Source organism: Wolbachia endosymbiont (group B) of Melanostoma mellinum (assembly GCF_947251465.1).
In the GTDB taxonomy this organism is placed as follows: domain Bacteria; phylum Pseudomonadota; class Alphaproteobacteria; order Rickettsiales; family Anaplasmataceae; genus Wolbachia.
The window spans coordinates 220,049-246,794 of the sequence record NZ_OX366366.1; the positions used below are offsets into that span (position 1 = coordinate 220,049).

Here is a 26,746-nt window from a genome sequence, read left to right on the forward strand (position 1 = left end):
AAGTTTGTTTAAACTATTTTCAAAACGAATAAAATGTAATTTTAGGTAAATAAAATGAATTACGATGTAATCATTTCAGGTAGTGGGCTAATTGGTCTTATTACTGCTATTGGCCTGAGTAATGACTCTGTATCTGTAGCCGTAATTGAGAAAAATAGTTTACCACGTGCAGTTGATGATAATCGAGCATTCGCTATTTCTCAAGGGTCAAAAAAAATACTAGAAAAATTAGGAATTTGGCAGTTCTTAGAAGATGAAGCTGAACCAATACTTGATATATGCATATTAGATGGAGATAGCCCATTTACTGTTCATTATGACCATAAAATGGTTGGTGAAGAGCCAATGGGTTATGTAATCAAGAGCGCTATTATATGGAATGCAATTAATAATAATTTTTTGCATAAACTCAATATATATTCTCCACGTTTCTATAAAACAATCGCTTGTGACGAAGGATACGTGGAAGTTACTCTTGATAATGATCAAAAATTGATATCATCGCTATTTATCTGCGCTGAAGGTAAAAACTCTAAGCTGCCAGAGTTGTTTTCTATAACAATAATAAAATTTGATTATAAACAAAATAGCATGGTATTTAATGTAAAACATGAACTACATCACCAAAACTTAGCTGTAGAGCGGTTTTTTCCTGGTGGTCCATTTGCAATTTTGCCAATGAAAGGTGGCTATACTTCTTCAATAGTTTGGACAGAAAAATGCGAAATTTCAAAAATGCTGATGAGCTTATCTGAAGAGGAGTTTATCATAGAACTCAAAAAAAGATTTGGTTCTTATTTGGGAGAAATTGAATTAGAGGGTGAAAGAAAATCTTACCCTTTGAGTTTTACTTTTGCGAGAAAGCTTCATAAAAGCAGAATTTTGCTTATTGGCGATGCAGCACATTCAATCCATCCAGTTGCAGGTCAAGGACTTAACCTTGGAATGAGAGATGTAGAGAGTGTTATTAGACAAATAACTGCTGCAAAATCCTCTGGCATTGATGTTGGCAGTAATTATCTATTAAAGAAAATTTCACGTGATAGATACTTTGATAATTTTACTATGGCACTTGCAACTGATGGACTAAATAGAATATTTTCCAACAGAATACTTTGCGTTAAAGTTCTGAGCAATCTTGGTTTAATGGTAGTTGAAAATTCAGATTTTCTTAAAAAAAGCTTCGTTCGACATGCTATGGGGTTTATATAAATCATTAGATTTCTTTCATCATAATCAGGTGTCATTAGAGTAGTTGACACTGGAGCCCAAATTCCATAATGTCATGCCAGTGCCCAGACACTGGCATCCAGAAAAATTTATAAGCAAACTTGAGCTTATGCTAAATTTGATGAAATGAAAAACTGAATTCCAGCGTCACGCACTGGAATGACAAGAAAAAGGGTACTGGCATGACATTAAATGATTTTCCTTATTTTAGCATTAAACGCGATGAAGAAAATCATTTATAATCGCTATAGCAACTAGTGTTGAAACCTGACGTACCTTTTGGCTTGACAAACGAGAGTTTTTATCTGATTTGACAACAAGGGCTTCTAGATGACTTTGAAAGTAAATATTACCATGCTTATCTTCGATAGCTTCTATTACCCCGTCATTGGCAAATGCTGCAATTTTATATCCAAGTAGCTCTAGCCTTCTTCTATTCTCTGTAGTATTACTTACTGTACCTGAATGAGCATTCGGAAAATAAGTTGAAAACCAGCCATTTTGATTAGGTAGTAAAAATCTAGCTACCACTTTTTCCAAACGACTACCTGGAACAATTTTTATCTGCTGAAGAGATATATTCTCTTTTTGTGGATAGGATGATGATTTTAAATGATTCTTCTCATCATTAACAACATTTGTTATTTCAATTTCTTTTGCATGCATAATGTCTTGTAAACCACCGCATATGGCAAGCAAATGAATTGTAGGATTGTCATCTACTGTTTTTACAATTGCTTCATTCACAAGCTGGCGGTAAGGGTTAAGAGCTGAATGAAAGTTATCTGAAATAAATATTCTGTTTATCTTTTGCTCTTTGATAAATTTTGCAACTTCAACTTTTATTCGATCTAGTATCAGCTTTTTTGCCAATATTTCATCTTGTTTTGCGAACTCTTCTTGGATTTCTTTTAGATTAATTATTTTGTCGTAGTCAATGAATATAGTTTTAACCCCAAAATTATTGAATATCTCATAGATATTTTGAGATTCATCTGTTTGCAATAAACCAACAATTATATTATAATTTACTGCATTTTCCACTGTCAAAGCAGATAATTCTTTGTTTACTTTTTCACTATAAGCGATATTACTTAATAGTAGAAATGTAATTAATAGTATATTAAATATTCTATTGTAATATTTATACATTATTTCCTAAATAATTATATTAATATTATAATATATTATAGAACATTAAGAAAAAGAATGTGGCCTGAGCAGGAATCGAACCAGCGACACAAGGATTTTCAGTCCTTTGCTCTACCAACTGAGCTATCAGGCCAACTACGTACTTTCATTTTTAGATAAAAAACGTTATCATGTCCATCAAAAGTTTTTGAAGTATAGAAACAAAGAATGAACATTAGTAACAAAATAGGAATTTATCCTGGTACATTTGACCCCATAACTTTTGGGCACCTTGACATAATAAAAAGAGCATGTAAGCTAGTCGATAAGTTGATAATTGGTGTTGCAGAGAATGTTAATAAACATACTAATTTTGACATAAGACTGCGCACAAGCATGGCTAAAAATGAAGTGAAAGGAGCAGGAATTGATGCAGATATTATATCCTTTAATGGGTTGCTAGTGAAGTTTGCCAAAGAGCAAAATGCTTCTGTTATTATTAGAGGACTGAGAGCAGTATCGGATTTTGATTACGAGTTTCAAATGAGTTGGGTAAATTATAAGCTCTTTCCTGAAATCGAAACTATATTTCTTCCTGCATCTGAGGATACTCAATTTATCTCATCAAGTTTTGTAAAGGAAATAGCGAGATTAGGAGGAGATGTTAGCAACTTTGTGTCAAAAAGTGTCCAAAGTGAATTGATTAATCTAAATAGGGTAGAAAATGGAGAATAAGTATTTGTTGTCTTTTTTATTTCCAAACGAGTATGTTAGATGTGTAAAATATTGTAAGCTAAAGGAGAGACATGTTAAAAGTGAGGGATAATAATGTAATAGTTTGCTGCCGTGGTGATGAGAATGATGATGGTTCTGGTCATCCAATAGTATACTTACACAAAGAAGGAGAAATGTATTGTCCTTATTGTAATAAGTCAATGGATGAAATAGTGAGTGCCGAAGAATTTCAATCTGTTGAGGTGAAAGTAATAAGCAAGAAGGAAAGAACCAAAGGTTAATAGTACTTCATTTTTTTAGCTTATGTAAATAGCAATGAGAGGGGCAGTAAAAATGAAACTATCCATACGGTCGAGTACTCCTCCATGGCCTGGTATAATACCTCCACTATCTTTAACATTGTAAACTCTTTTGATGAGTGACTCAGTGAAATCTCCAAGTTGGGCTAGAATAGCAACTATCAAACCAATTATTGGAGAATAAAAAATTGGAAATAAACTCAAAAATATTGAGCCAAAAATTGTACACACTATTCCAGCTAAGACTGCACCAAAAAGTCCTAACCAAGTTTTCCCAGGGCTAATGATTGGACAAATTCTAGTTTTACCAAAATTTTTGCCGAAAAAATAGGCAGCAATATCGATGCTCCAAATAGTTAAGATAAGCCATACTAATGCATATTTTCCCTGTGGTAGATTATATAGGCATATTAGCGAGGCATTTGGTAGTGCAATGAGTAGTAATGCAAAAATGTATAAGATTCTATTGCCCTGAGTTAGATTATACCATTCAAAAGAAGATAAAACTGCAATTGAAAAAATTAGTAGATAAAATGATAAATCACTGAAATATGTAGCAAAAGAAAATATCAGTAATATTACTATTGAAGACAGTGTTCTCACCATAAAATTATTATCTACCATATTTTTTCTCTCTCTTTGTATAATCTGCTAATGCTTTACTCAAATCTTGACAAGAAAAATCGGGCCACAAAGTATCACAAAAATACAATTCAGCATAAGCTGCTTGCCATAATAAAAAATTGCTTAACCTTTTTTCGCCACCAGTGCGAATTAATAAATCCAATTTTGGCAAATCTTTAGTATACAGAAATTTTTCAAATTCCTCTTCCAATACGCAATCAATATTTCCTTTTATGACGTTGTTGATAGCATGTATAATTTCCTGCTTTGCTCCATAACTAACTGCAACAGTGAGTAATAGACCATCGTTCTTATGTGTCACTTCTTCTGCTTTTTTGATTTGATCGAATATTTTACTGGGCAATAGACTTAAATTGCCAATAAAATTTAACTTAATGTTACAATTGTAAATGAATTTCATTTTATCTTCATTAGTTAAAGTGGAGTAAAATAAATTAAATAGGTAGTCTGTTTCGTTTTCAGATCTGAGCCAATTTTCCATGGAAAATGCATACAAAGTTAAGTAAGGTATGGCCAGGACTGTGCAATGCTTAGCAATATCAAATGCAACCTCACTGCCTTTTCTATAGCCATCAATTTTTACCCTTCCTTTATTGTTTGCCCACCTACCATTACCATCCATAATAATTGCTAGATGTTTTGGCAGAGATTCTAGATTTAACATTTGAATTCAACCTGTTATTCGGTTTTACCAATATTACCTATATTAAATTAGCTTAATTTCTATATTTCTGTATGAAACGTTCACTATATTCACCTGAAACTATATTATTACTGAAAAATCATCGAAGGTCTATATTATAAAAATTTTCTCAATCAGCTGCTTAGTGATCTTACCAAGAAAAAGCGGAGAGAAAATATAGCAAAAACAGTCTAATATAGATGATTTTACGGTATAGTGAAATTATTATAAACAAATGAATTTAGTGGTGTTAGGAATACCTGGCTCTTTTATGTGGATTTATATTCTCAATAACCTGCTCTAAAGATAAATTATATAATTTTGACACAGGTTCTTCGCATTCAGTATATCTTTTAAATGTAGGGAGTGGTATAAGTGACTCTATATTTATGTCCAGCTCTTGGGAAACATATTTAATTATATCTTCGTAAATACGTTCCTTGTTGTTCAAGTAATCGATATTAATATCTGTAATTTTACCAGCTTTACGCAGGAGTATAGCAAGCCTCAAAGTCGACTTTACGCTAGGTTTAAAATTTTTAAATATATTGACAAATACCTTACCAGTAACATTATCTGTTATTGCTTTTAGCTCTTCATTATTGACAGCATTAATATGCTTAACAGCATTTTGATCTTTTAGTAGTGTTATAATCCTTTTGCCATGCAATTTGATACTATTAAGTAGAAGTCGAAATTTTTCAGTATTAATAGAATCGATAAAATTCTGACTTTTTAGTAAATCCATAATCATGGGTCGATAAAACTTACTACTATTAGATATAAGTTCAAGTTTTTCAAGATCAATAGAATTGACTCGAGCGAGTAAACTCTGATCTTTTAGTATTTCTACAATCTCTTCATCTGTACAAAAATTATTACTTATCATGATACTAACTTTATTCCCATCAAGAGAATTGATTTGATCAAACAAACTCTGATATTTCAGTAAATCCATAATATATCCTTTATCAAGATATTTAAATATCAAGTTAAATATTTCACTATTCATCGAATTGATGCGTTTAACAACTTCCTGATTTTTTAGTAATTCTATAATAATGGTATAATCAAATTTCCTAAATACGGATTTAGATTTTTCAGAATCAATCAAATTAGTAAGCTTAATAAATTCTCGATCTTTTAGTACTTTTATAGTATATTCACTACTAAACCTATCACTTTTAACTATGTATTTAAGCAGTTCTTCACTAATAATATTGATGTTCTCAGCAATTCCCTTGTTTTTTAGTAATTCTATAATAATGGTATAATCAAATTTCCTAAATACGGATTTAGATTTTTCAGAATCAATCAAATTAGTAAGCTTAATAAATTCTCGATCTTTTAGTACTTTTATAATATATTCACTACTAAACCTATCACTTTTAACTATGTATTTAAGCAGTTCTTCACTAATAATATTGATGTTCTCAGCAATTCCCTTGTTTTTTAGTAGTTCTACAATAACACTGGTATCATTAAACTTATCACTATTAAGTATGATTTTAGATTTTCCAGGATCAATCAATTTGATAAGCTTAATAAATTCTCGATCTTCTAGTGCTTTTATAATATGTTCACTACTAAACTCATTATTCTTAACTATTTGTTCAAACAGTTCTTCACTAAGAAGGTTGATGTTCTTAGCAACTTTCTTATTTTTTAGTAATTCTACAATAATATTGATATCATCAAACTTACCACTATTAAGTATGATTTTAGATTTTTTAGGACCAATCGAATTAATGCGTTCAACAACTTCCTGATTTTCTAGTAATTTTATGATATCTTTAAGACTAAATTTATCATTCTCAATTATATATTTCAACGTTTCTTTATCAATAAGATCGATGTTCCTAGCAGCATTTTGATTTTCTAGTAATTCTATAATACTGGTACCGTCAAACTTATTACTACTAAGTATGAGTTCAAATCTTTCATCAGTAACTGAATTAATGCGTTCAAGAATTTCCTTATTGTCGTATAACTTTGTAAAATCTTTATCAGTAAACTTATTACTTTTAAGCATGTATATAAATATTACGTGATTAATATTATGAAACTGACCATCATCAACACGTTTTTCATTAGTTCCTTTATTTCCTAGTGCTTCTTTAGCAAAGTTATTCAGATCATTTTTTTCATCTTCCTCGTAATCAGAATTATCATAATATCCATAATCTTCTTCATTTTCCTCACTATCGCTACTCTCAAATTCATTATTGGTATTGCAAACCTCTCCACCTTTTAGTATTTCTAGAATATTGTGCTCCGAAGTTGCATGATTTATCATAGACCTCAACATTTCATCATCGTAATCGTTGATGTTATCAACAATTTCTTTATCTGATAGTAATTCTTCAATACCTTTGTAACTAAACTTATTATTATACTTGCATAAGATTTTAAGTTTACTGTAATTCATTGAATTGATGCCATCAATAACTCTTTGATTTGATAGTAATTCTCTGTTATAAGCCTTACATATCAGTTGAAGTTTTTCGTTATCTAAATCTTCTGCATTGCCTGCTTTATCAAAATCCATAATCTTATTTCAATTTACTTAGTATTTTGATTTTAAATATATAAAAAGAAATAATCAAGCATTATGATAAAAGGCCTAATGAATTTATTAGTTTATTTATGTTTCTTTTCATGTATAAATTTATAGAAAGTTTTATAAAGAAGTTGTTTTATGAGCAAAATTATAGAAGTCAGAGCACCAAAAACTCTTGGTGGTGAATCGGTTACGGAAGGTATAGTAAAAATAAAGAAAAATATCGGTGAAGCAATAAAAGTAGATGACTTGATCTTTGAAATTGAAACTGATAAAACGGCGCTAGAACTAACTGCAGAAGCTTCAGGACAAATAACCGAATTTTTTGTGAAAGAAGATGATGTAATCAGCCCTGATCAATTACTGGCAAAACTTGCTGTAGGAGAAGTAAAAGAAGAAGTGAAAAAAGAAGATAAAGGCGAAAGCGCTGATAAAAAAGATGCCCCTTCAGCTCGTAAAATTATGGAAGAAAATGCAATTAGTGCAGAAAATGTAAAAGGAACTGGCATGGGAGGCAGAATAACTAAAGCGGATGTGATAGACCATATGAGTAAAGCTGAACAACCTCCGGTAAAACAATATGAATCGCCAAAAAGTGTAGTAAGTGGAGAGAGAAGAGAAGAGCGAGTGAAAATGAGCAAAATAAGGCGAGTAATATCTGCTCGTTTGAAAGCATCGCAAAATACTGCTGCAATACTGACCACGTTCAATGAAATTGACATGAAAAACGTCATGGATCTGAGGGCAAAGTATAAAGAAACTTTTGAAAAGAAATATGGAATAAAACTGGGTTTCATGTCGTTTTTTATAAAGGCAGCAGTGCAAGCACTAAAAGAAATTCGTGAGATTAACGCTGAGATTTCATGTGATGAAATTGTATATAAAAATTACTATGACATAGGTGTTGCTGTTGGCACTGACAAAGGTCTTGTTGTACCAGTTATTCGTGATGCTGATCAAATGTCATTTGCTGAAATTGAACTAACTTTAGTTGCTCTTGGCAAAAAAGCACGAGAAGGTAAGCTGCAAGTATCGGAAATGGAAGGTGCAACATTTACTATCTCAAACGGTGGTGTGTATGGTTCACTTCTTTCTACTCCGATAATAAACCCTCCGCAATCTGGAATACTTGGAATGCATACTATACAAAACAGGCCAGTTGCTGTGAGTAACTCAATTGAAATCAGACCTATGATGTACATTGCCCTCTCTTACGATCACAGAATAGTTGATGGCAAAGGAGCAGTTACTTTCCTTGTGAAAATCAAAAATTACATAGAAGATCCAAATAGATTGGTTTTGGAAATTTAAGCAGGTTAAAAGCGACAAGTAAGTTTTTCTGAAGTTTTCAAGATGGGTGGCTTTGTTGAATGGCAAGGAATGAGGAGGAGTAATGAAAGGAATTTACGAGGCAAATTTGAAAATAGGCATACCTATATCAGTAAAGTTATTAATCAAATAGCATTTTAAAAGCACCTCTTGAGAGCGATTTACCTCAGATTTATTCTTAAAACTAAATCCAAATGTTTTTTTGAGCCTCAGGAAAAAACTCTCGATACGTGAACGTATTTCATACCTTGTCTTCTTTTTCCAGTGGGTTAAATTGTAAGTTTTCCTTATACTAATGTTGTTGTTTCTTTCTGATAGATAATCTATATTGCTGCAGATTTTTTCTTGGCTTTATGATGGGTTTCAAATTGTATTGATTGCACAACTTATATAAATTATCTGTATCATAAGCTCCATCTGCACGCAGAGACTTAATCTTATAGATATCACCCATTTCCTTTAGTATTTTAGATGCTATCATGTGAAAGAAAATTAGTATATCGAATTGCTATTGCCTTTTTGCTGTTTTCGTCCAAAGCAACATGTAGCTTTCTTATTTGATCTGTACCATTATACTTCCTTATCTTGGCGTTATCTTTGTTATGTTGAGTACTGTTACTATAAATATGGATTACAGTACTATCTATAGCAATTTCAATATTCTCTATGTCATTTTTATCTGTTCTGTGGTCACATAATTTCAAATTAAGTTTGACGAGAAGCTTGTGAATACTTGGAGATTCTTCACTATACTTTGTAAATATCCTTTTATAAATCCAACTGCTTGCCTTAAGCCTATTCTAAATAGATTAACAACTATATGTACTGCAATAACAACCTTATCGCTATAAATCTCCAGGAATTTTTTCTGAACTTTCGTACCAGTTTTCTATAGCTTCATCGATAAAATGAAAGACATTTCCTCTTTTTTCTAAAAATTGATTATACTCTTTATGACTACTGACTTTCATCTTCTGTGGCATATACTCTACAAAATGTTCATTTCTTAATAGAGTAACCACTTTCTTTAGATTTTCTCCCTTTTTTTCTCCCATCTCTACTCGCTATGCAACAAAGCCAGCTCTGCTCTATTATAACTACTACCAATGCTGAATATTGCTTCTTGAAGAACTTTAATTCCAATAAGAGAAAAGGCCTTTATTTTTATGTCTTCTGTTCCACTGTTTCCTATATCCATTATTTTATTAGCAAACTCAGCCCATTTACCTGGCTTTCCTATTTGATTTTCTAGTCTCTCATAGTACTCTGATAAAGAGCGTTCATAAATAAAAACAAAATCTTCAACAAACTTTCTGAGCTTTTCATGCACTTCCTTTTCTTGCGCAGAAAGTCTTTCTGCTTGATTAGAAGATTCTGTTAAATGTTCTTCTAAAGTTTCAATAATCTTTTCCTTATTGGATTGCTTAGCAATATCGAGTGGAGTTTTACCTTGATTATTTTTAATGTTTTGGTCTATACCAGACACATTCAAAAGAAGTTCGACAATGTCTTGATGTTCTTTGCTTACAGCAGCATGTAGTGGTGTATTACCACCATCATTGAGATCTATATCATTAATATTTTCTACTTGAGTAAGTAATTCTGTAATTGCATTAGTCTTGTCTAGCTCAGGATTGCCCGTTTTGTGTTCACGTATCATAAGAAACAACTTGGCAATATTAGTATCATCAGGGTTATATTGACGTCTTATTCTATTTTTAAACTGAAAAGATTTTTCTTCCCTATCTGAACTAGTTGCTTGTGGGTTAGTCTTTATATCTTGCATAAAATCCCTCTCTATTTCACATAAAAACCTAAATTTTATTATATGCTAATCAATACAATTGGCAATGCAAGTAGTTTTTATGTGTCTTTTAATATTTTATCTTCAGGCTATTTTATTTAAGTTTTTGACTAAAGAGTTATATATCTCTTTGGCCTAGCAATACATTCTACTAAAAATTTAGATAAATAACCATTTCCAGAACTCAAAACCAGCTAGTGAGTTATCTAAGTGGAGAAAGTCACCTCTCCCCACTCGACTTCAAAACCGGACTTCCCATCATCCGGCTTCTCTCTAATTTGGTATACATACTTCCATGTAATTGATCGTGGCAGTGCTTATGAAGCAAGGATAGATTTTTCATGTTATTATTGCAATCTTGATGATGTACATGTGTTAAACCTAAACCAAAGATAACAATAATTACATTTACCTTGCTGTAACTTCAGTAATTTTATTACTCGTGATCTGGTAATTTACTTAAACGATTTCCCCAATATGGCCAATCTCCATCATACGGAGATCTATTTCCATTTACTTTGATATGTCGTTTAATAGCATGATCCCTATGTCTAATAAGATATAATTTGTTATTTACCATATATCTCCAATTGTCGTTACCATACTTTTTAAAGTATTTTCTTTTAACCCAACACCTTCTTTTGTCATGGTGTCTATAGACAGCCCATTTCCAAAGTTTGTTATGCATAGAGTAGTCTAATAAATTAAAGACTTTGCTTGAGACTACCGAGATGTAATATTGGCTCCAACCCCTTATTATTGGATTAAGTTCTTTTATTACAGTTTCTTGTGGCGCTGCTCGCAACTCTTTAAGCTTATGTTTTATAGATAACAAGTGTTGACTTATAGATTTACGACTTGGTTTAATCAATAACTTGTAACCTCTCTTATTTTGACGTGTTTGATAATGCCTTATTGAAAATCCAAGAAAATCAAATCCTGGCTTTTCCCCATTTAGGGATTTCAGTGTATGTGCAATTCTTGTCTTTGATGACTTTAATTCTAGTCCAACGGGTTTTAGCCATTTTTCAGTTAGAACCTTTGCCTTCATCACAAGTTCCTCGCTCTCGTGTAATACCACAAAATCATCAGCGTACGTAATTACACTAACTGAATTTTGCGCCTGCTTGCGAGACACCCTGCTATATTTCTTTTTCGCATATTGGAAAAGTTCTTCCTTAAGTTCTTCTTTGATATTCTGTTCTAGTCCATATAGTGCTACACATGCAAGTAATGGAGAAATTGCTCCACCTTGAATTGTGCCACGTTTGGTAGGACTGAACTTTCTATCTTCCATAATGCCTGCTTTCAACCATCCTTTTATAATTCTCTTTAAAGTTGGTGTGGTATTAAGTTTTTCAAGCAGTACAGAATGTTTCAAAGCATCCGGAAATATCAGCATCTAGTATAAATGCTGTTTTCTGACCAAGTGCGATAAATATAGCTGCTATTGCATCATGACACGATCTACCAGATCTAAAACCGTAAGTGTTAGGCTCAAACTTTGCTTCCCATTCCGGTTCTAGTGCCATTTTAACAAGTGTTTGCTTTGCTCTATCTGCTATTGTAGGAATACCGAGCGGGCGATACTCCGATGGCCTATCAGATTTTGGGATCCATACCCGTCTTGATGGCTTTGCCTTCTCTCTTATATTTAAGGAATTTGCTAATAGCAATCTTTCCTTTTTATTAAGATTAGACTTTCCATCAATGCCTGAAGTCTTTTTCCCTTTGTTATCCTGAGTTACCCTTCTAACAGCGAGCATTCTTGCACTTGTTGACTTTAGTAATAACCTCTGAAGATTATGCATCTTCATATCATTACATTGTGAAGCTCGGTAAATTCGTTTTTGTAGCTTAAATGAAGATTTCTCAAGCTTGCGCCAAATTCCATTCATACTTAACATTTTGTTGGCTCATAACATATTCACTACTATTCACAACTTTACCTTCCAAATTAAAGTGTTTACGTCTGCATATCCCAAATATTACTTTAGGCATTAGCTTCTTAAACAATCCCTCCACATAGAAGCATTTAGTGGGCCACCTTCTTAGTTATAGCTCTTTTCATAATAGTCCAAACGAGGTAAAATAAGGTTTTATAGTAGTGAAGGTAAGGATGCCAGCAGCATATAGTTATAAAAAAAGCAATGGAAGCACTAGAAGAAGGAGAAAGCAGGGAAACGGTGGCAGCAAGATTTAAAATTGGAAGAACTACGTTATGGGAGTGGCAGCAAAGAAGAAAAGAAACAGGAGATTTTCAGTCAAAAAAACTTGGAAATGGAGGTTATAATCACAAAATTACTGACTGGAATAAATTTACTGAATTTGCTAAAAAATATGGTGGTATCGGAAATGGCTAAGCTTTGGAGCAATGTTAGTATCCCAACGATCCATCGAGCTCTTAAAAAAATTGGACTCACACGCAAAAAAAGACATATGGATACAAAGAAAGAAACGAAGAAAAACGCGCTGAATTTTTGAAAATTATAGCAACAAAAGAACCTCAAAACTTAGTTTATATAGATGAGTCTGGACACCGAGTTATGGATATTGCCAGAAGGGACAGAGGTTTTATGCTCTAAAATCTGGTAAAAAAATTCAACGAATCAGTATGATTGCAGCCTTAAACGGCAGAAAAATAGTTGTTCCGTTAACATTTGAAGGCCACTGTAATATGGATATCTTTAATAAATGGTTTGAGCAGTTTCTGACACCGATTTTGAAACCTGGACAAACTGTTATCCTTGATAATGCTACTTTTCATAAGTCTAATAAGATTTGCTAAAGGAGTTGGCGCAGAAATTTTATATCTACCGCCTTATTCTCCCGATTTTAACAAAATTGAGCATCATTGGTTTGCTATAAAAAACAGAGCTAGTCCTCTATTCACATCTTTTCGTCATGCTGTTGATTCCGCTTTTCTATAAGCTTTTCGGACTATTATGAAAAGAGCTATACTTCTCCTTTGATGGAATTTCTTCATATTTTATCATACCCTCAAATTACTCCATAACCATTACTAAATACAAAGCCTTGATCTGGAGTAGAATGTTTTAAAACAGAAACATCACAAAGATCTCCCTTAGATTGAGAGTTTTCTTTAGCACGTTTTAGTTTTTTAAATATTTTAGTGTTTTTATCTATATTCTTCTCAGCATAATCATATAAAAGATGCAGTAACTTTCCACCAGCGTTAATGGCAATTTCAATAGTCGTATTTTCATCATTACCATCTGGAGAGTAGTTTAAGCTTGGTTTGAAACCATGTTTCTTCTTTGATTCTAGTAACTCTTTTATCTCTTTGAGTAATTTATCTAGCTTACGCGTATCCTTTTCATTTGCCGCTTCTTTTACCTTATTAAACAACTCACCATCTTGAACTCTTTTTATAACACATTTTCTTTTATCTCCTTCATTTTTAACGGATTTGAGATCTATACAACCAATATTAATATTTGGGTCAGCAAGCAGAAGGTCAATAATCTTGGAATAGCTATTTTTTAGTGCTAACGACAAAGGAGTGTTACCTTCCTCAGTCTTAGCATTAATATCAGCTCCATAATCTAGGAGAAGTTTAACTGTTTCAACAGAACCAGATAATGCTGCTAAGTGTAAAAAAGTAGCATTTTGTATCCACTTAGCATTAACATCAACTCCATAATTCAGAAGAAGTTTAACTGTTTCAACAGAATCAGATATTGTTGCTAAATGTAGAGCAGTATATTCTTTGTACTTTCCAGCGGTCTTAGCATAAACGTCAGCCTTATTATTCAGAAGAAGTGTAACTACATTCCTAGCATCCCTGTGTGCTGCAAAATGCAAAGGAGTAAAATCTTGATAGTTTCCAGTAGCTTTATAATCAACATTTGCCCCATGCTTCAGAAAGAATTCAACTACATACTTATAATCCTTTCCTGCTGCAAGATGTAATGGAGTCTTACCTGAATCATCTTTAGCATTAACATCAGCTCTATAATCCAGAAGAAGTTTCACTATATCAAGGTGATTCTTTTCTGCTGCAAAATGTAAAGAAGTATATCCTGCATATTTTCCAGTAGCTTTAGTATGAATGTCAGCTCCTTTCTCTAGAAAAAGTGCAACTATATCATAGTGACCACCCACTACTGCCGCATTTAAAGGAGTAAAATCTTCCCTATCAATTTTAACATTAATCTCAGCTCCATTACTCAGAAGAGAGTGAACTACTTCATAATAACCATTTTCTGCTGCCCAATGTAAAGCAGTACTACCTATCTTATCTCTAGCATGAACATTAACTCCTTGCTCAATTAATCTTTTAGCCTTTTTCGGATTTTTATTTCTTAAAGCTAAAAATAATTCCTTTGTATTCTTTTCTAATCTTTTTGATTCCTTTTCATCATTTAGATCCTGATTATGCCTTACATTCTGAGGTTTTTTACTCTGACTAGTACTATCTTCTAAAGAAAGCTGTGGTTCCACCTCTTGAACTTGATGGCGTTTTTTAGCTTTCTTCTTTTTGTTTTTATTATGTCTACTTTCTTTACTCTGAGGTTTGCTAATATCATCTCCTTCATGTTCTGAGCTTTGTGAAGACCTAGAACTTATATCACTCTCTAACACTGAATTTGCACGCTTGTTTTTATCTAAGGCCTGATCCTTTTCATGATCTCTATTAGCTTTCAACGCATTCGTAACCTCTTCAGCATATTCTCTTTTTCCTTCCTTTTGCAATTTTGTTGCTATACGTTCAGCTTGCTCTATGTTTCCTTTCTCTATTAACTCTAGTGCCTTCTTTCTCCATTCCTCAGGACTCGATTTTTCTTGCTCAATATTTACATTATCTTCTTCCCCTGGTTCTATTATTTTCAATAAATTACTTTTATCATCTATAATGTAGACATTACTAGCAGCACGAGTAACTCCAACATACAGAGCGTTCATATAAAATTTATATTTCTCCAAAGACTTATCTTTCTTATCCTTATTTCTTGAAGTGTTAACTTCCTTTTCATTGTATGAATCACGAATTCTATTAATAGTATTATCTATCTCCCCGTCACTTTTATCCGTACATGCTATCTTCCATATTTCATTATAAGCTTTACATGATGTAAACTTGTAAAGAATCACATTTTCAAATTCCAAGCCTTTGGCTTCATGTATATTAAACACAAGTGGAGTATCAAATAACTGACGTGCACTTTTTTTACTTTCATCATTCAGAACTAAAACAGCGCAATTTATAGATTCATTTACTTGTTTTGCTATTTCTTCTTTTTTATCATCAGTAATAAAGCCAACGTTCCCTTTCTTCTTAGTCTCACTCTTCATGAAAAAAGCGTTGTCTACTGTTATTTTATCTTCTGAAGCAAAACAATAATTCTTAAGATGTAGTATACGATTGGCGAATTCAATAACTTGCTCACTATTACGATAATTCCTCTCAAGGGTATAAAAAACTCCCGATCCTTGGCTCATTATATATCTATTTTGACAAAGAAAAGATTTTAACTTAGATAAAGAGAAAAAACTTGGATGTATTACTTGATTAACATCACCACATAGTAAAAAGTTACTCTTATTCTCATCTTTTAAACTCTTTAACACCAGATCTAATGTGCTCTCAGTTAAATCCTGAACTTCATCTACAACAATCGCATCATACATTCCTTCTGTAATGCATTGATGAGTAACAAGATTAGTATCATAATACTCTGAATCTTTTTCTATAAACTTCCTGTACTCTTTAAAAAAATCATAAATATTACTCCTTTCATTCTCAGGAAACATAGATTCTCTCTTTCCTAATTTCTCATATAGGTCTTTTCCGTTCTCTCCTAATAAGCCTTTTCCCCCTATTACAGCTGTAAATTCTTCGAATATTTTATCTCCGTCTTTTTTATACTCCTTAAATTTATCTTTCTTGCATATTTCATCGAACCATGAAAAAAACTTATTTCTATCAATTGGCTTCTTTCCTTTTATATCTTCTGCTTTCTTTTCAAGAAACTCATGAAGAGATAAGAACTCAATTCTTTCTGGAATGCCAATCTTGAATTCACCAGCAATTTCATCATAGTATTCGTATTCAAATAATTCTTTTGATTGTTTTATAAGATTTTCAGACTGGGTAATATATAGAACTTTTCCTTCCTCGAACTTCTCTTTTATCCTTTTTAGGCTCTCCAAAGCCACTGATGTCTTTCCACTACCAGCAGCTCCATTGATAACTAAAGGCAATTCAATCCTTTCAACTATATCTTCCTGCTTTGCACTAAAAGTAATAAATTTACCGAGATAACTAACTTGTGGAGCATCTTCAATCTCTACTGTATCAGGAACTTCTTCACCTATTATTTTTATGTTTCTTATTTTCTCTCTATTCGTTAAAAATTTAGACTTATGATAATCATGATTCAGAATTACTTCTAAAATAACAAAAGCATCTTTGTCATTATGTTTTCTCCTCGTAAATAGTAATCTGTCACTATCACTTAATTTAGCTCGAAAATATTCAATATTCCCATCACCTTTTATTAACTTTATATTTCCTTGGCTTGTACTGTTGTTTTCCTCTAAATCTTTAATTATTTCATTGAACTTTTTCCTTAAAGGAGTTTTACCATTGTCTAAATCACAGTCATTAAACTCTTCACAATAAAATACAATACTCATAACTTTTATTAACTATTTAATTATATTAAGAATATAATAATATTATTAATGCGTCAATATATTTATTACTAGATTAACCTTTATTATTTATTAATACGTAATTCTTATCTTGTAATTAGATAAGTAATGAAATAAATTTATACTTGTTTGGTATTAAATGACCTGAGTAATTTGATCGTCTCTAATAACTAAAACCGGCTAGTGAGAGAAGAGTTTGTTTTGGGATGCGTTGGTCTTGTATCTTGTAAAAAGCATCTAATGTTTTAAGCTTAAGCATTAGATGGAGAAGAGAAGAACTCTGTCAGTGGTCTTAGATATAAAATCTGTAAGGTAGATAAGAGTTCTCTTCTCAAGAGTACAGGCTGGACGGTATCGTAGAAAAACCTAAATGGTTCTAATTCTGTATTCACAAGACTAGCCTTACTTTTCATTTTTAATGGTAACGCATGGGGTTATATATGATCAACAACTTTTTAGGTATAGATGTATCGAAAGATCGCTTTGATGTTTTTCTCTCGTTCATAAGCAAAAAAGGAAGATGTGAAACTAGAAAAAGGAGTTTTAAAAACGAGGATTCTGGGTTTCAAGGTTTACTTAGCTTTCTACAAAAACATAATGTAGAAGAAGTAAAAGCCTGCATGGAGGCTACTGGTTGTTATAGCGAAGCTTTGGCTGAGTTTCTGCACAACGCTGGACATTCTGTTAGTGTTGTAAATCCTTATTGCATAAAATCTTATGCAAGGAGTAAGCTGATACGACAAAAGAATGATCAGACCGATGCAGAAGTTATTGCTGATTATTGCCAAAGACAGGAACCTTCTAGTTGGACACCACCTTCTCCTGAAATGAAAAAATTAAAACATCTTTATCGTTGCTCAGTTGCGTTAAAAGATGAGTTAACATTAGTAAATAACCACTTAGAAAAAAAAGAGAGACTGCTTAAAGAAGTTGCAAGTGCTTGGGAAGACCTTGCAATGAATATAGCTCAAAAAATAGAAACAATAAAAAACTCCGTACGTGAACTATTAAATCAACATAAAGAATTGTTGGAAAATTTTCAACTTCTATTGACTATTCCAGGAATAGGAGAAGAATCAGCAATAGCTATTTTAGCTGAAGTTCCTGACATAGAGGTTTTTAGAGATGCCAGGCAATTGGCAGCATATACAGGAGTTATACCACGAAATATGACGTCAGGTTCCTCTGTATATGCCAAACCCAGATTAAGTAAATCCGGTTCACAAACATTACGTAAAGCACTTTTCTTTCCTGCTATAGTAGCTAAGAATCACAATCCTATCATTATTAGTTTTTGCCAGAGATTAAAGGAAAAGGGTAAGCATAATATGGCTATCGTTGGTGCTGCAATGCGTAAGCTACTCCATATCATTTTCGGTGTTCTAAAATCCAAAAGTGCTTTTAATCCTGACCATATCAAGAATTACAGGGCAAAGCGGTTGGAGGAGAATTTAGTACTTTAAAATCAAAAAATGCGTACTTTCTATCTTATGTAAAATAGCATTTTACACAAATTTATTTAATGTAGTTGGTTAGTGTATATGTTGATAGAAAGTATTTTTTGATTTCGTAATACAGCTTAAGATTCAATTTCTATAATTTTCTTGTTGACTGACAAGACGGTATCTACCATGTGTACCATACGAACTTTTTAATATAGTGATTTCATTATACGCTAAAACTATCCATATTAGCGCATTTCATCCATATCTATATACGAACTATTTTGCCTAAGCTTATGAAAATAATTTAAATCTTCTATTTTTATAACCTTATTTTTACACGGCTTGTTCTCACAAATATACAACCTTTTTTGCAATCTTAGGAAGAGTCAATAATTCAATTCTTTAGCTAGCATGGTATCTTCACTAAAATATTTTTTGAAAAAGTTAGTTGACTTATAAATAATTCTCTACTAATACTGGCATGTGTTTGTTTATTCTGCTGAAGTGGCTCCGCAGGTTACTGTATAAGCTTCAGCAGTTTCCGTACTCCTTTAAAGCATCATATTCCTATATATTCAATATAGCTGGTGTTCTCAATTTTGTTGATCTATAGTAAAATTGGCTAAAACTTCCAGTAATAAACAACTTTTAACCTATCTACATACTCCATTGTTACTCACCATAAAAACTTAACAAAAATATGAGTAGTAAAAAGATTGTGTTGAAATTAGCTTGACCAATATTATATATTGTACATAATATATTCTATATCTAGGCTAGGAGGTAGTATGGTTACAGAGTCAGTAAAATATGTTGTAGAATCTATCAGTGAACAAAAGCTAGGAGAGGAATTAAATACTGAGCCATGGCATTCAAAAATTGAGCGTAATAGCAATGAGGGACCAACTCCTGAAAATGACGTAGCAGATTTAGGTGATTATAGTTTGTTTTTCCAAGGAATAAGTAATCGTTCGGAATGTTATGACCTTGATCAGAGACATGAAACTAGGGAGGCTGTTGACACATGTGTAAAACATACATTGTCGTATCAGAGTAAAACTGATGATATTGATTTATATTGGAAAAATTACCCTATTAGTCCAAGAGACTCTGCTTTAATTAAGCTAGATCTACCACTGACTGAAAGTGAGAGAAGTCTAATTGATGAATTTCGTAAAGAGTTAAAAGATGTAGTAGCAAAAAATGATCAAGGTTATAGGGATAAGCATGAAAATTTTACAAACACTGCTTTAGAGCGTATAGAGTGCATAACAAATAAATATTTGCAAAAAGGGATAAGACTCAATTCAAAATATAACGATGATAAGTATACTATAACAAGTTTAATTTTTAAGGAAATAAGAAATATCCCTGATAGAATACGACAGCATAAGGGATTACCACCTTATGAGAGTTTATCAGACGATAGTGAGACTATAACAAGTTTAGTTTCTAAGGGAATAAGAGATATTCCTGCCTACGAGGGTGTATCAGATGATAAAAATATAGGTATTATACGCAATATCATGAGTAATTTACTATTAAAAGGTGGAAGAGTAAAATGCAGTTCCTTTTATGATGATAAGTTATTGTATGCAACTTATGGGTTCAGTTATGAGATTTTTGCAGAACGTGAAGAAATCGATAACAAGCTAAAAAGTGTAGCAGATGAAGGTATTATAAACAGTAGTGCCCAAGGCAAAGCTTTACACGTAGAAATGGATAATGGATATTTTTATGTAAAATATTCGCAAGATAGCACTGTTGAGGTTGCAAAAGTTATAAATAATCCAAAAGTGAAAGATTTAAGTTTTAGACATCATATATTTCATGTTGGAAAGAGTATAGTAAGAGTTGAAAATGTAGGAGGAAAAAGAAATTATACAGACGTTTTAGAAGGTGGCATTGAAATGTCTTTTACTACTGAAGTAGGAAAGATTAGTATTCATCTACGTTCTAGTGATAAAGACAACAATAAAATTGAAGTAAAGATAAGTGACGATGACAAGAAGAAACTTGATCAATTAAAAGATAAGGAAGAAATAGGAGAAAATTGCTTACTTGGTGGATATTCAGTACATGATGCGATTAAACGAGGATATTTTGAAAAACATGAAACACTACGTCAATCTTCTGAAAAAATTACCTTATCTAATGAAAAGAAAAAAAATAGTTGGTGTGAGATAGTAACAAATTCAAAACAGACAACAAGCCGTACTGTAGGGTAAATGCTAAACTGCTTGATTGTCTAAAGATCTTATATTACTCACCATAAAAACTTAACAAACGACATAAGTAGTAAAAAGATTATGGTTATTGACTTAATGTTACATATCGCATATAATGTATTATGTATCTTAGAGGGGTAAGTATGGGTCACTGCCATTAAGTTAAGGAAAAGTGATGAACTGTATTATAAAATCAGGTAAGATTCACAAATTAAAAGAAGTAATGACATGAGTAAAAAAAAGAATAATCATGTTTATAAAAAATAAATTGATGAGTTTAAACTTTATAAACGCACACAGAGCATCCTCAAAAGACTTCTCACGAAAAAGAAAGCTGCCCTTCGTTAATGTATTTCTCCTGATTTTTAGAAAGAGTGTAAAGTCATTACAAGTGATGCTTAATGAGTTTGTTCTGCATACAAGAAAAGATTATACAATTACGGCAAGTGCATTTACTCAAGCAAGAAAGAAGCTAAAACATACTGCGTTTTCAGAGTTAAATGATGATATAGTTTCCCTATACTACCAAGATCAGGAATTTAAAACCCACCATGGCTTCAGAGTACTTGCATTTGATGCTTCAATACTGATTCTGCCAAAGAGCGACAAAATAATAGGTGAGTTTGGCTCAAGAGCAGTATGGAATGGAATCCAGAGATTTGAAGACTATACAAGTGCAACCTTTGAAGTTTGCTACGATGTGCTAAATAATATTGCAATAAAATCTGTGCTAAGTAGAGGTGACAGCTATGAGGTTGATTTAGCAATCGGTATGCTTGAATCCATAAAATCAGACGATTTGTTAATCTGTGATAGAGGATACGTATCTTATCGATTTCTTGCTGAGCTTACAGGAAGGAAAATCAATTATATAATTCGCTGTTCAAGTTCGTCTTTCAATGAAATAAACACTATGTTTAAGCCGGAAAGCCCATCTAGTACGGTGGTAGTGTCTACCGCACCTATTAAAGTAGCAAGACAGCTACGAAAGCTAGGATTACCTGATGAGATGAAATTCAGGTTAGTCAAAATAATACTTTCTTCTGGCGAAGTTGAAGTGTTAGTAACATCTCTGTTAGATGAGAAACGTTTTACAGTTGAAGAGTTTGAGAGATTATATTACTTGCGCTGGGGAGTAGAAACATTTTTTTCTAGGCTGAAGGGAAGATTAAATTTAGAGAATTTCACAGGAAAAAGTATTGAAACTATCAAGCAGGATTTTTGGTCAACTATCTTCATCAGTAATCTAGAAAGTATCATGATAGAAGATGATGAAGAGACATTGAGCTCACAGAATAGTAAACTAAAAAAAAGCATCAATAAATCTGTCTCATTTAATGCGATTAAAAACTTAGCCTTTGATATTTTTTCTACAGAGTCAGACATAGACTGCATTATGTATCGACTATCACAGTTATTTTTGATGAACACTTTAGTGGTGAGAAAAGGGAGAAGAGTTGATCGTCATAAGATATCTGATATTCGTTCACTCAACTACCAGAAAAGAGCTAGAAAACATGTGTTTTAAATTCAAGATATCTTTTCAGTATCATTGCATTAGTACATTCTTTGCAAAATAACCTGCAATTATTACTTTTTTAAATAACTTGCACTTTTCAGACTCCCTTTTCTTAAAAATTCACCCTAGTATTTACCATAATTATCAATCACTTCAAATTTTTTGTCCAATCTTAACTTCTCTTTCCCTTAACTTAATGGCAGTGAAGTATGGGTGAGTCTACTGGGATAGTAAAATCTATCATCAATCTACTAAAACCAAAATCCAAACCAGAGCCATCTGATTTTGAATATGAATCAATTATAGAACATCTATCATCTAAAGAGCATTTATTAAATGAGCTGATGAATGATATGTGGTACTCAGGAGATTTACCATCAGTTAGAAATCATAATGAACTACCTTCTTTAATAGATAGCAAACTTGGACTAAATGAACAAATTTGTGTTTGGTTTGCTCTGGACCACGATCTTACGCCAAGTCAAAAAAATTTAAACAAGAAGTTACTTAGTGCTCTAAAATGTTTAGCTTCTAACTGTGGTTCATTTGATAATACTGAGCCCCTTGAAGAATTCTTACATGATAATAAAAACAATAAAGATTTAAAAGTAATTCTTAACCTCAGAAGAGGAGAATCTCAATCAACAGTATTGCATGCAATTGCAGGAGCAAAGATTGGTGGATTTCGTCGCATAGGAAATCAGGCTATAGATTTACTCTTAGAAGCAGGCGCAGATCCTAACATACAAGATAATAAAGGAAAAACACCATTATGCCTTGCTGCTGCCAAAGGTCATTACGATAATACAAACTCTCTCCTCTCAAAAGGAGCTAACCCTAATATCACAAGTAGAAAGGGTAAAACTCCACAACAAATAGCAACTAATAAACTCTGCTATAATATAGAAGAATTATTTTTAACTGATAAACAGAAAAAGATGAATAAGGAATTGTATGACTTACTTGCACTAGATTCAGACTGCACTAAAAATTTAAAGGAGTTTTTAAGTAAGCATAAAAGAGACTCAGACCTAAAAGTGGTGCTAAATATTCGGCACGGAATGGGTGAGTCAAAAGTGTTCTCATATGTTGAACGTTTTGCTTGGGACAATGAAGATCTTGCTCAAGAGTTAAGAAAAATATTTCTAGAAGCAGGAGCATTAGATTATGATAAAAATATTATTTATCGTCAGCAAAAGAAAGGACAGGTCAGCAAATTACTCGTTAATTTAACCTCAAATCAAAAGGAGAAGTTAAATAAGTTTTCTGATAAGGTGTTTCAAGCTCAAAATATGGCTGAACTTGAAGAGATTGTAAGCGATGCTATAAAGTCTGGTGTACGATTAAACTATTCTCTTTCACAAGATTTCTTTTCAGGTAATGAGTACACTTTTACCGATTATGTGATGAAAAAAATCAGTGAATTAGAAAAGAATCCTAAAGTTGCTAGTAATATAATATGTCAATTAGTATCAAAAGGGGCAGTGTTTGGTAATACAGTTGATGCTAACACACTGACATCAGAATTTAAAGAGCATAAAACTAACCTAAAAAAAGCTTATAGAGATTATATTAGCAATTCTCATAAGTTTATTGAAATCGCAAAAAGTGCAACCAATAGCGAGCTAAAAGATGCAAGAGTAGACAACTCCGTTTTTTACTTAGAATATTCTAAAGATAGTAAAATAGACATTATAAAGATAACAGATGGGGCAAGGGATTTAGGTCTAACAGATGGAGATGTAAAGTGTGGAAGAAATATAGTAAAGATCGGTAATAGTGAAGTAGAAATTAAAATTGAAGATGGCATAAGGAATTACACAGATCTTACAGAAGGCAGCGATATAGTATTAACTTTCTATACCAGTTTGGGAAATGTAGACGTTAGGCTGTATCCTGACGTACAGAATAAAAGCAAAATTATAGTAGAAGTGAGTAATAGAGAAGAAATATTAGAAAAATTCAAAGGTCGCGAAGAAGAGTTAGGCAATGATTGCGAGCTTGGTAATTACTGGGTCTACGATGCTATTGAACAGGGATATTTTGAAAGATCTGGTGGATTAATGCGTCCTGAAGTAATAAGCGAGTCTAACAACAAAAAGGTTTCATGGGCAGAACGTGAAGAATTAAGAAGGGTTTCTAATTCGAGGGAAGAAATTGCTAGGTAGAAGGTATTAAATATTAACTAAGATAATTAGCAATCTAAGAAACGAATTATCTTAAGCTCTACACAAATCACTCGCTCTTTTTTACAATTAATTTGGTTTATAGAACTACTCGTAGTAATCAAAATAAGATTTTTTCTTATAGTCAAGTTATAGTAAAATGAAATGCGATAAAGTTGCATTATTCTTTCTACAGCTAAATTTTTGCCTTAGCGTATTTATTATACAGGTAGTACAAAGCCATCGTTACACTTATATATCGTCAATAATCTATTAACAATTCCTATAGTATAATTAATTTTGAAGGCTTTAGTAAGGGGGAAGTATGACAGAAGCAAATCCAATAGTTACATTAAAGGCTAAAATTAAAGAATTTGGTTTTAATAAATTAAGAGCTAAAGATAATAAAAGCGCAAATTCTGGTGAGCAAGCATATAAAGACATTAATAGAATGGATTTCATCATTAACGGAGAGAATATAGATAGGGATTTTGTTGACCGATTATATAAAAAACATATTAGCTTGGTTAAAAATAATAAAGATGGAGAAAAGAATTATCGTTCATTTGCAAAAGAGGTTTTTAAGGAGATGTTTCAACATTCTAGAGCAGAAGCTCCAAATGATCATATTCTAGAAGAGTTAGCTACTAATTGCAATCAAGCAGGATATGAACATATATATGGACCATTTATGATGGAACTTTACGAGAAACATAAATTATTTATGAATGTCAATAGTGGTGTTGATAGAAAAGTGTACATTGACTGCAAAAATCCAAATTCTGTAAAAGTTGAGTGTAAAATCCCCAAAGCACCTGTAAAGCTTCTAGATTTTCCTGAGAAAAAAATATGTGATATATTATTTTCAATGGAATTTACACTTGAATCTCAGAATGGTAAAGAGGGTCTAATATATAGAGACGGTAAGTTATTACTTGATGTTCCTGAGGAGTTAAAAAACTATCAAGATGGCGATAAGAGTTTATTTGATATTATAAGAGAATATTTCGAAAAATTTTGCAAAATATTAGGATTTACGTTTGCAACAAAAATAGAGCACAACTTAGGAAATGAATTGAAAGTAGACAGTCATGGCTATCTGGAAAATGTGGAACCTCCTGTCCGGAGCAATAATCATGCTCATGGTTAAAAAAGTATGCTCTATAAGCTCAATGAGGGGGATGTTCAAAAAAGTGTGTCAAACCGAATTTTTAATTCAACTCAATCTTTAATCTACTAGGGAAAAAAATATCGAGTTGAGATATAGATAATGCCCAATCATGTACAGGCATCGTCCATTTCTCCTCCACCTTTCTTATAGCACAATATACCAGCTTGTACAACCCCAACTATGGATTAAATAAAGAGATAAAAGTGCAGCTAAGAAGAGGAAAACAGGGTAAGCTCGAGTATTTTAGCAATAATTAAGAGGTTACCCATGAAGAAAGATATTTTACTGTTGCGTCGAGGATTTTTGTCGCACAGTCGATGATAATTTTGCTAATATGCTCCTATCAAAAGGCAGAAAACCCACTAGAATACCAGACTTCGGAAATTCTCACCATAATTCTATTATATCATCAATCCCCTTGCAAAAATTTCAAAGCTTTTTACCTACTTTATCTGCCGCTTTATAAATCTGAATTTTCTAAGTTGCCAACATATGACCGATTTATCGCTCTTAAATCACGAGTTTTATGGTATTTAGCATTACTTTTGCAATGGTTCTGTAAACAAGCAAAAATGACCGGTATTTCCTACATAGACACTTCTACAATCGCTGTTTGCCACAAAAAAAGGATCTCCAAGAACAAAGTTTTTGATGGTTTGGCAGAAATTGGTAAGAGCACGTATGGTTGGTTTTTTGGCTTTAAATTGCACTTGGTGATTAACGAAATTGGAATCACTTACTCTAACTAAAGGTAACGTTGATGACAGAAAACCTTTGCCAATTCTTACTAAAAGACTGACCGGACTTTTGTTCGGAGATAAGGGCTATATAAAGAAAGAGCTCTTTGAGAAACTCTTCGATAGAGGCCTAAAACTCGTCACTAAAGTAAAAAAAGGCATGAAAAACGTACTCATTTCACTTAAAGAGAAGATTTTACTAAGGAAAAGATCGATTATTGAGACTGTTTTCGACTCCTTGAAAAACAAATTTGAGATTGAGCACACAAGACACAGATCGCCAACAAATTTCCTAATTCATGTTTTTTCTGTTCTGATTTCCTATTCCATGCAGTCGAAAAAGCCCTCTATTTCTATGCCTTTCTTTGCTGGCTAATCCATAGTTGGG

Annotated in this window: 17 protein-coding genes, 1 tRNA gene and 5 pseudogenes; 11 read left to right on the plus strand and 12 right to left on the minus strand. The window is 32.4% G+C overall.

Annotated elements, in window-relative coordinates; genetic code table 11:
• The first annotated feature begins 54 nt into the window (after positions 1-54).
• The gene (gene ubiH, locus OPR42_RS00920) at positions 55-1,212 is read left to right on the plus strand and encodes a 2-octaprenyl-6-methoxyphenyl hydroxylase (RefSeq protein WP_017531641.1); all 1,158 of its coding nucleotides are present in this window, start codon (positions 55-57) and stop codon (positions 1,210-1,212) included.
• A gap of 231 nt (positions 1,213-1,443) precedes the next feature.
• Here the strand turns inward: ubiH and OPR42_RS00925 are convergent, their stop codons facing one another.
• Both OPR42_RS00925 and OPR42_RS00930 read right to left on the minus strand, forming a co-directional pair.
• On the minus strand, positions 1,444-2,382 hold the full coding sequence (locus OPR42_RS00925) for a gamma-glutamyl-gamma-aminobutyrate hydrolase family protein (RefSeq protein ID WP_265041538.1): 939 nt from the start codon (positions 2,380-2,382) through the stop codon (positions 1,444-1,446).
• A 60-nt stretch (positions 2,383-2,442) separates the two neighbouring features.
• Positions 2,443-2,515 (minus strand) — tRNA-Phe (locus OPR42_RS00930).
• Positions 2,516-2,589: 74 nt separating this feature from the next.
• On the opposite strand from OPR42_RS00930, the gene coaD reads away from it, so the two are divergent.
• Together coaD and OPR42_RS00940 are read left to right on the plus strand one after the other, a co-directional pair.
• Positions 2,590-3,096, plus strand: coding sequence for a pantetheine-phosphate adenylyltransferase (gene coaD, locus OPR42_RS00935; RefSeq protein ID WP_007302835.1), 507 nt, complete (start codon positions 2,590-2,592; stop codon positions 3,094-3,096).
• Between the two features lie 71 nt (positions 3,097-3,167).
• Entirely contained in the window at positions 3,168-3,377 is a 210-nt protein-coding gene (locus tag OPR42_RS00940; RefSeq protein ID WP_007302836.1) for a zinc-finger domain-containing protein, read from the plus strand.
• A gap of 15 nt (positions 3,378-3,392) precedes the next feature.
• On the opposite strand, the gene OPR42_RS00945 is transcribed toward OPR42_RS00940, so the two are convergent.
• From OPR42_RS00945 to OPR42_RS00955, 3 genes are all read right to left on the minus strand, one after another.
• Positions 3,393-4,019 carry a phosphatidate cytidylyltransferase gene (locus OPR42_RS00945; protein ID WP_265041539.1) on the minus strand — a complete coding sequence of 209 codons (627 nt, stop codon included), beginning with the start codon at positions 4,017-4,019 and terminating at the stop codon, positions 3,393-3,395.
• Positions 4,009-4,704 (minus strand): polyprenyl diphosphate synthase, encoded by a 696-nt coding sequence (gene uppS, locus OPR42_RS00950; RefSeq protein ID WP_265041540.1) that lies wholly within the window; start codon positions 4,702-4,704, stop codon positions 4,009-4,011. Before uppS ends, OPR42_RS00945 begins: the two co-directional genes overlap by 11 nt.
• A 268-nt stretch (positions 4,705-4,972) precedes the next feature.
• Positions 4,973-7,270 carry a hypothetical protein gene (locus OPR42_RS00955; protein ID WP_265041541.1) on the minus strand — a complete coding sequence of 766 codons (2,298 nt, stop codon included), beginning with the start codon at positions 7,268-7,270 and terminating at the stop codon, positions 4,973-4,975.
• Between the two features lie 150 nt (positions 7,271-7,420).
• Here OPR42_RS00955 and odhB point away from each other — a divergent pair, with 150 nt between their 5' ends.
• Entirely contained in the window at positions 7,421-8,593 is a 1,173-nt protein-coding gene (gene odhB / locus OPR42_RS00960; protein ID WP_265041542.1) for a 2-oxoglutarate dehydrogenase complex dihydrolipoyllysine-residue succinyltransferase, read from the plus strand.
• A 93-nt stretch (positions 8,594-8,686) separates the two neighbouring features.
• Here the strand turns inward: odhB and OPR42_RS08865 are convergent.
• The 5 genes and pseudogenes from OPR42_RS08865 to OPR42_RS00990 form a co-directional block, all read right to left on the minus strand.
• Positions 8,687-9,594: pseudogene (locus OPR42_RS08865) on the minus strand (IS5 family transposase).
• Positions 9,595-9,668: 74 nt separating this feature from the next.
• Positions 9,669-10,397, minus strand: coding sequence for an ankyrin repeat domain-containing protein (locus OPR42_RS00975; protein WP_265041543.1), 729 nt, complete (start codon positions 10,395-10,397; stop codon positions 9,669-9,671).
• 454 nt (positions 10,398-10,851) lie between these two features.
• A complete protein-coding gene (locus OPR42_RS08780) occupies positions 10,852-11,286 on the minus strand; it encodes a group II intron maturase-specific domain-containing protein (RefSeq protein WP_395461303.1) in 435 nt (144 codons plus the stop codon).
• 102 nt (positions 11,287-11,388) lie between these two features.
• Positions 11,389-12,322, minus strand: a pseudogene (locus OPR42_RS08785) (reverse transcriptase domain-containing protein); the annotation flags it as partial.
• Entirely contained in the window at positions 12,288-12,416 is a 129-nt protein-coding gene (locus tag OPR42_RS00990; RefSeq protein ID WP_264376161.1) for a hypothetical protein, read from the minus strand. The pseudogene OPR42_RS08785 and the gene OPR42_RS00990, both read right to left, overlap by 35 nt.
• Positions 12,417-12,534: 118 nt before the next feature.
• On the opposite strand from OPR42_RS00990, the pseudogene OPR42_RS00995 reads away from it, so the two are divergent.
• A pseudogene (locus OPR42_RS00995) lies at positions 12,535-13,345 on the plus strand (IS630 family transposase).
• 70 nt (positions 13,346-13,415) lie between these two features.
• Here OPR42_RS00995 and OPR42_RS01000 read toward each other — a convergent pair.
• A complete protein-coding gene (locus OPR42_RS01000) occupies positions 13,416-17,075 on the minus strand; it encodes an ankyrin repeat domain-containing protein (protein WP_265041546.1) in 3,660 nt (1,219 codons plus the stop codon).
• Positions 17,076-17,533: 458 nt separating this feature from the next.
• On the opposite strand from OPR42_RS01000, the gene OPR42_RS01005 reads away from it, so the two are divergent.
• The 5 genes from OPR42_RS01005 (at position 17,534) to OPR42_RS01025 (ending at position 25,600) form a co-directional block, all read left to right on the plus strand.
• On the plus strand, positions 17,534-18,556 hold the full coding sequence (locus tag OPR42_RS01005) for an IS110 family RNA-guided transposase (protein ID WP_264375440.1): 1,023 nt from the start codon (positions 17,534-17,536) through the stop codon (positions 18,554-18,556).
• Between the two features lie 770 nt (positions 18,557-19,326).
• Positions 19,327-20,766, plus strand: a complete 1,440-nt coding sequence (locus tag OPR42_RS01010) for a hypothetical protein (RefSeq protein ID WP_264375774.1) — start codon at positions 19,327-19,329, stop codon at positions 20,764-20,766.
• Between the two features lie 250 nt (positions 20,767-21,016).
• Positions 21,017-22,294: an IS4 family transposase gene (locus OPR42_RS01015; RefSeq protein WP_265041416.1), complete on the plus strand. Its 1,278-nt coding sequence runs from the start codon at positions 21,017-21,019 to the stop codon at positions 22,292-22,294.
• A 200-nt stretch (positions 22,295-22,494) separates the two neighbouring features.
• Positions 22,495-24,453 (plus strand): ankyrin repeat domain-containing protein, encoded by a 1,959-nt coding sequence (locus tag OPR42_RS01020; protein WP_265041547.1) that lies wholly within the window; start codon positions 22,495-22,497, stop codon positions 24,451-24,453.
• 322 nt (positions 24,454-24,775) lie between these two features.
• Complete coding sequence (locus tag OPR42_RS01025; RefSeq protein WP_264375772.1) at positions 24,776-25,600, plus strand: hypothetical protein; 825 nt, start codon at positions 24,776-24,778, stop codon at positions 25,598-25,600.
• 61 nt (positions 25,601-25,661) lie between these two features.
• Here OPR42_RS01025 and OPR42_RS01030 read toward each other — a convergent pair.
• Positions 25,662-25,793 (minus strand): annotated as a pseudogene (locus OPR42_RS01030) (IS256 family transposase); the annotation flags it as partial.
• A gap of 105 nt (positions 25,794-25,898) precedes the next feature.
• Between OPR42_RS01030 and OPR42_RS01035 the strand changes: the two are divergent.
• Positions 25,899-26,734 (plus strand): annotated as a pseudogene (locus OPR42_RS01035) (IS982 family transposase).
• Positions 26,735-26,746: the final 12 nt, after the last annotated feature.

Coding starts and splice junctions, on each gene's coding strand:
- ubiH (WP_017531641.1), top strand. CDS start 55: ATGAATTACGATGTAATCATTTCAGGTAGTGGGCTAATTGGTCTTATT.
- OPR42_RS00925 (WP_265041538.1), bottom strand. CDS start 2,382: ATGTATAAATATTACAATAGAATATTTAATATACTATTAATTACATTT.
- coaD (WP_007302835.1), top strand. CDS start 2,590: ATGAACATTAGTAACAAAATAGGAATTTATCCTGGTACATTTGACCCC.
- OPR42_RS00940 (WP_007302836.1), top strand. CDS start 3,168: ATGTTAAAAGTGAGGGATAATAATGTAATAGTTTGCTGCCGTGGTGAT.
- OPR42_RS00945 (WP_265041539.1), bottom strand. CDS start 4,019: ATGGTAGATAATAATTTTATGGTGAGAACACTGTCTTCAATAGTAATA.
- uppS (WP_265041540.1), bottom strand. CDS start 4,704: ATGTTAAATCTAGAATCTCTGCCAAAACATCTAGCAATTATTATGGAT.
- OPR42_RS00955 (WP_265041541.1), bottom strand. CDS start 7,270: ATGGATTTTGATAAAGCAGGCAATGCAGAAGATTTAGATAACGAAAAA.
- odhB (WP_265041542.1), top strand. CDS start 7,421: ATGAGCAAAATTATAGAAGTCAGAGCACCAAAAACTCTTGGTGGTGAA.
- OPR42_RS00975 (WP_265041543.1), bottom strand. CDS start 10,397: ATGCAAGATATAAAGACTAACCCACAAGCAACTAGTTCAGATAGGGAA.
- OPR42_RS00990 (WP_264376161.1), bottom strand. CDS start 12,416: ATGCCTAAAGTAATATTTGGGATATGCAGACGTAAACACTTTAATTTG.
- OPR42_RS01000 (WP_265041546.1), bottom strand. CDS start 17,075: ATGAGTATTGTATTTTATTGTGAAGAGTTTAATGACTGTGATTTAGAC.
- OPR42_RS01005 (WP_264375440.1), top strand. CDS start 17,534: ATGATCAACAACTTTTTAGGTATAGATGTATCGAAAGATCGCTTTGAT.
- OPR42_RS01010 (WP_264375774.1), top strand. CDS start 19,327: ATGGTTACAGAGTCAGTAAAATATGTTGTAGAATCTATCAGTGAACAA.
- OPR42_RS01015 (WP_265041416.1), top strand. CDS start 21,017: ATGTTTATAAAAAATAAATTGATGAGTTTAAACTTTATAAACGCACAC.
- OPR42_RS01020 (WP_265041547.1), top strand. CDS start 22,495: ATGGGTGAGTCTACTGGGATAGTAAAATCTATCATCAATCTACTAAAA.
- OPR42_RS01025 (WP_264375772.1), top strand. CDS start 24,776: ATGACAGAAGCAAATCCAATAGTTACATTAAAGGCTAAAATTAAAGAA.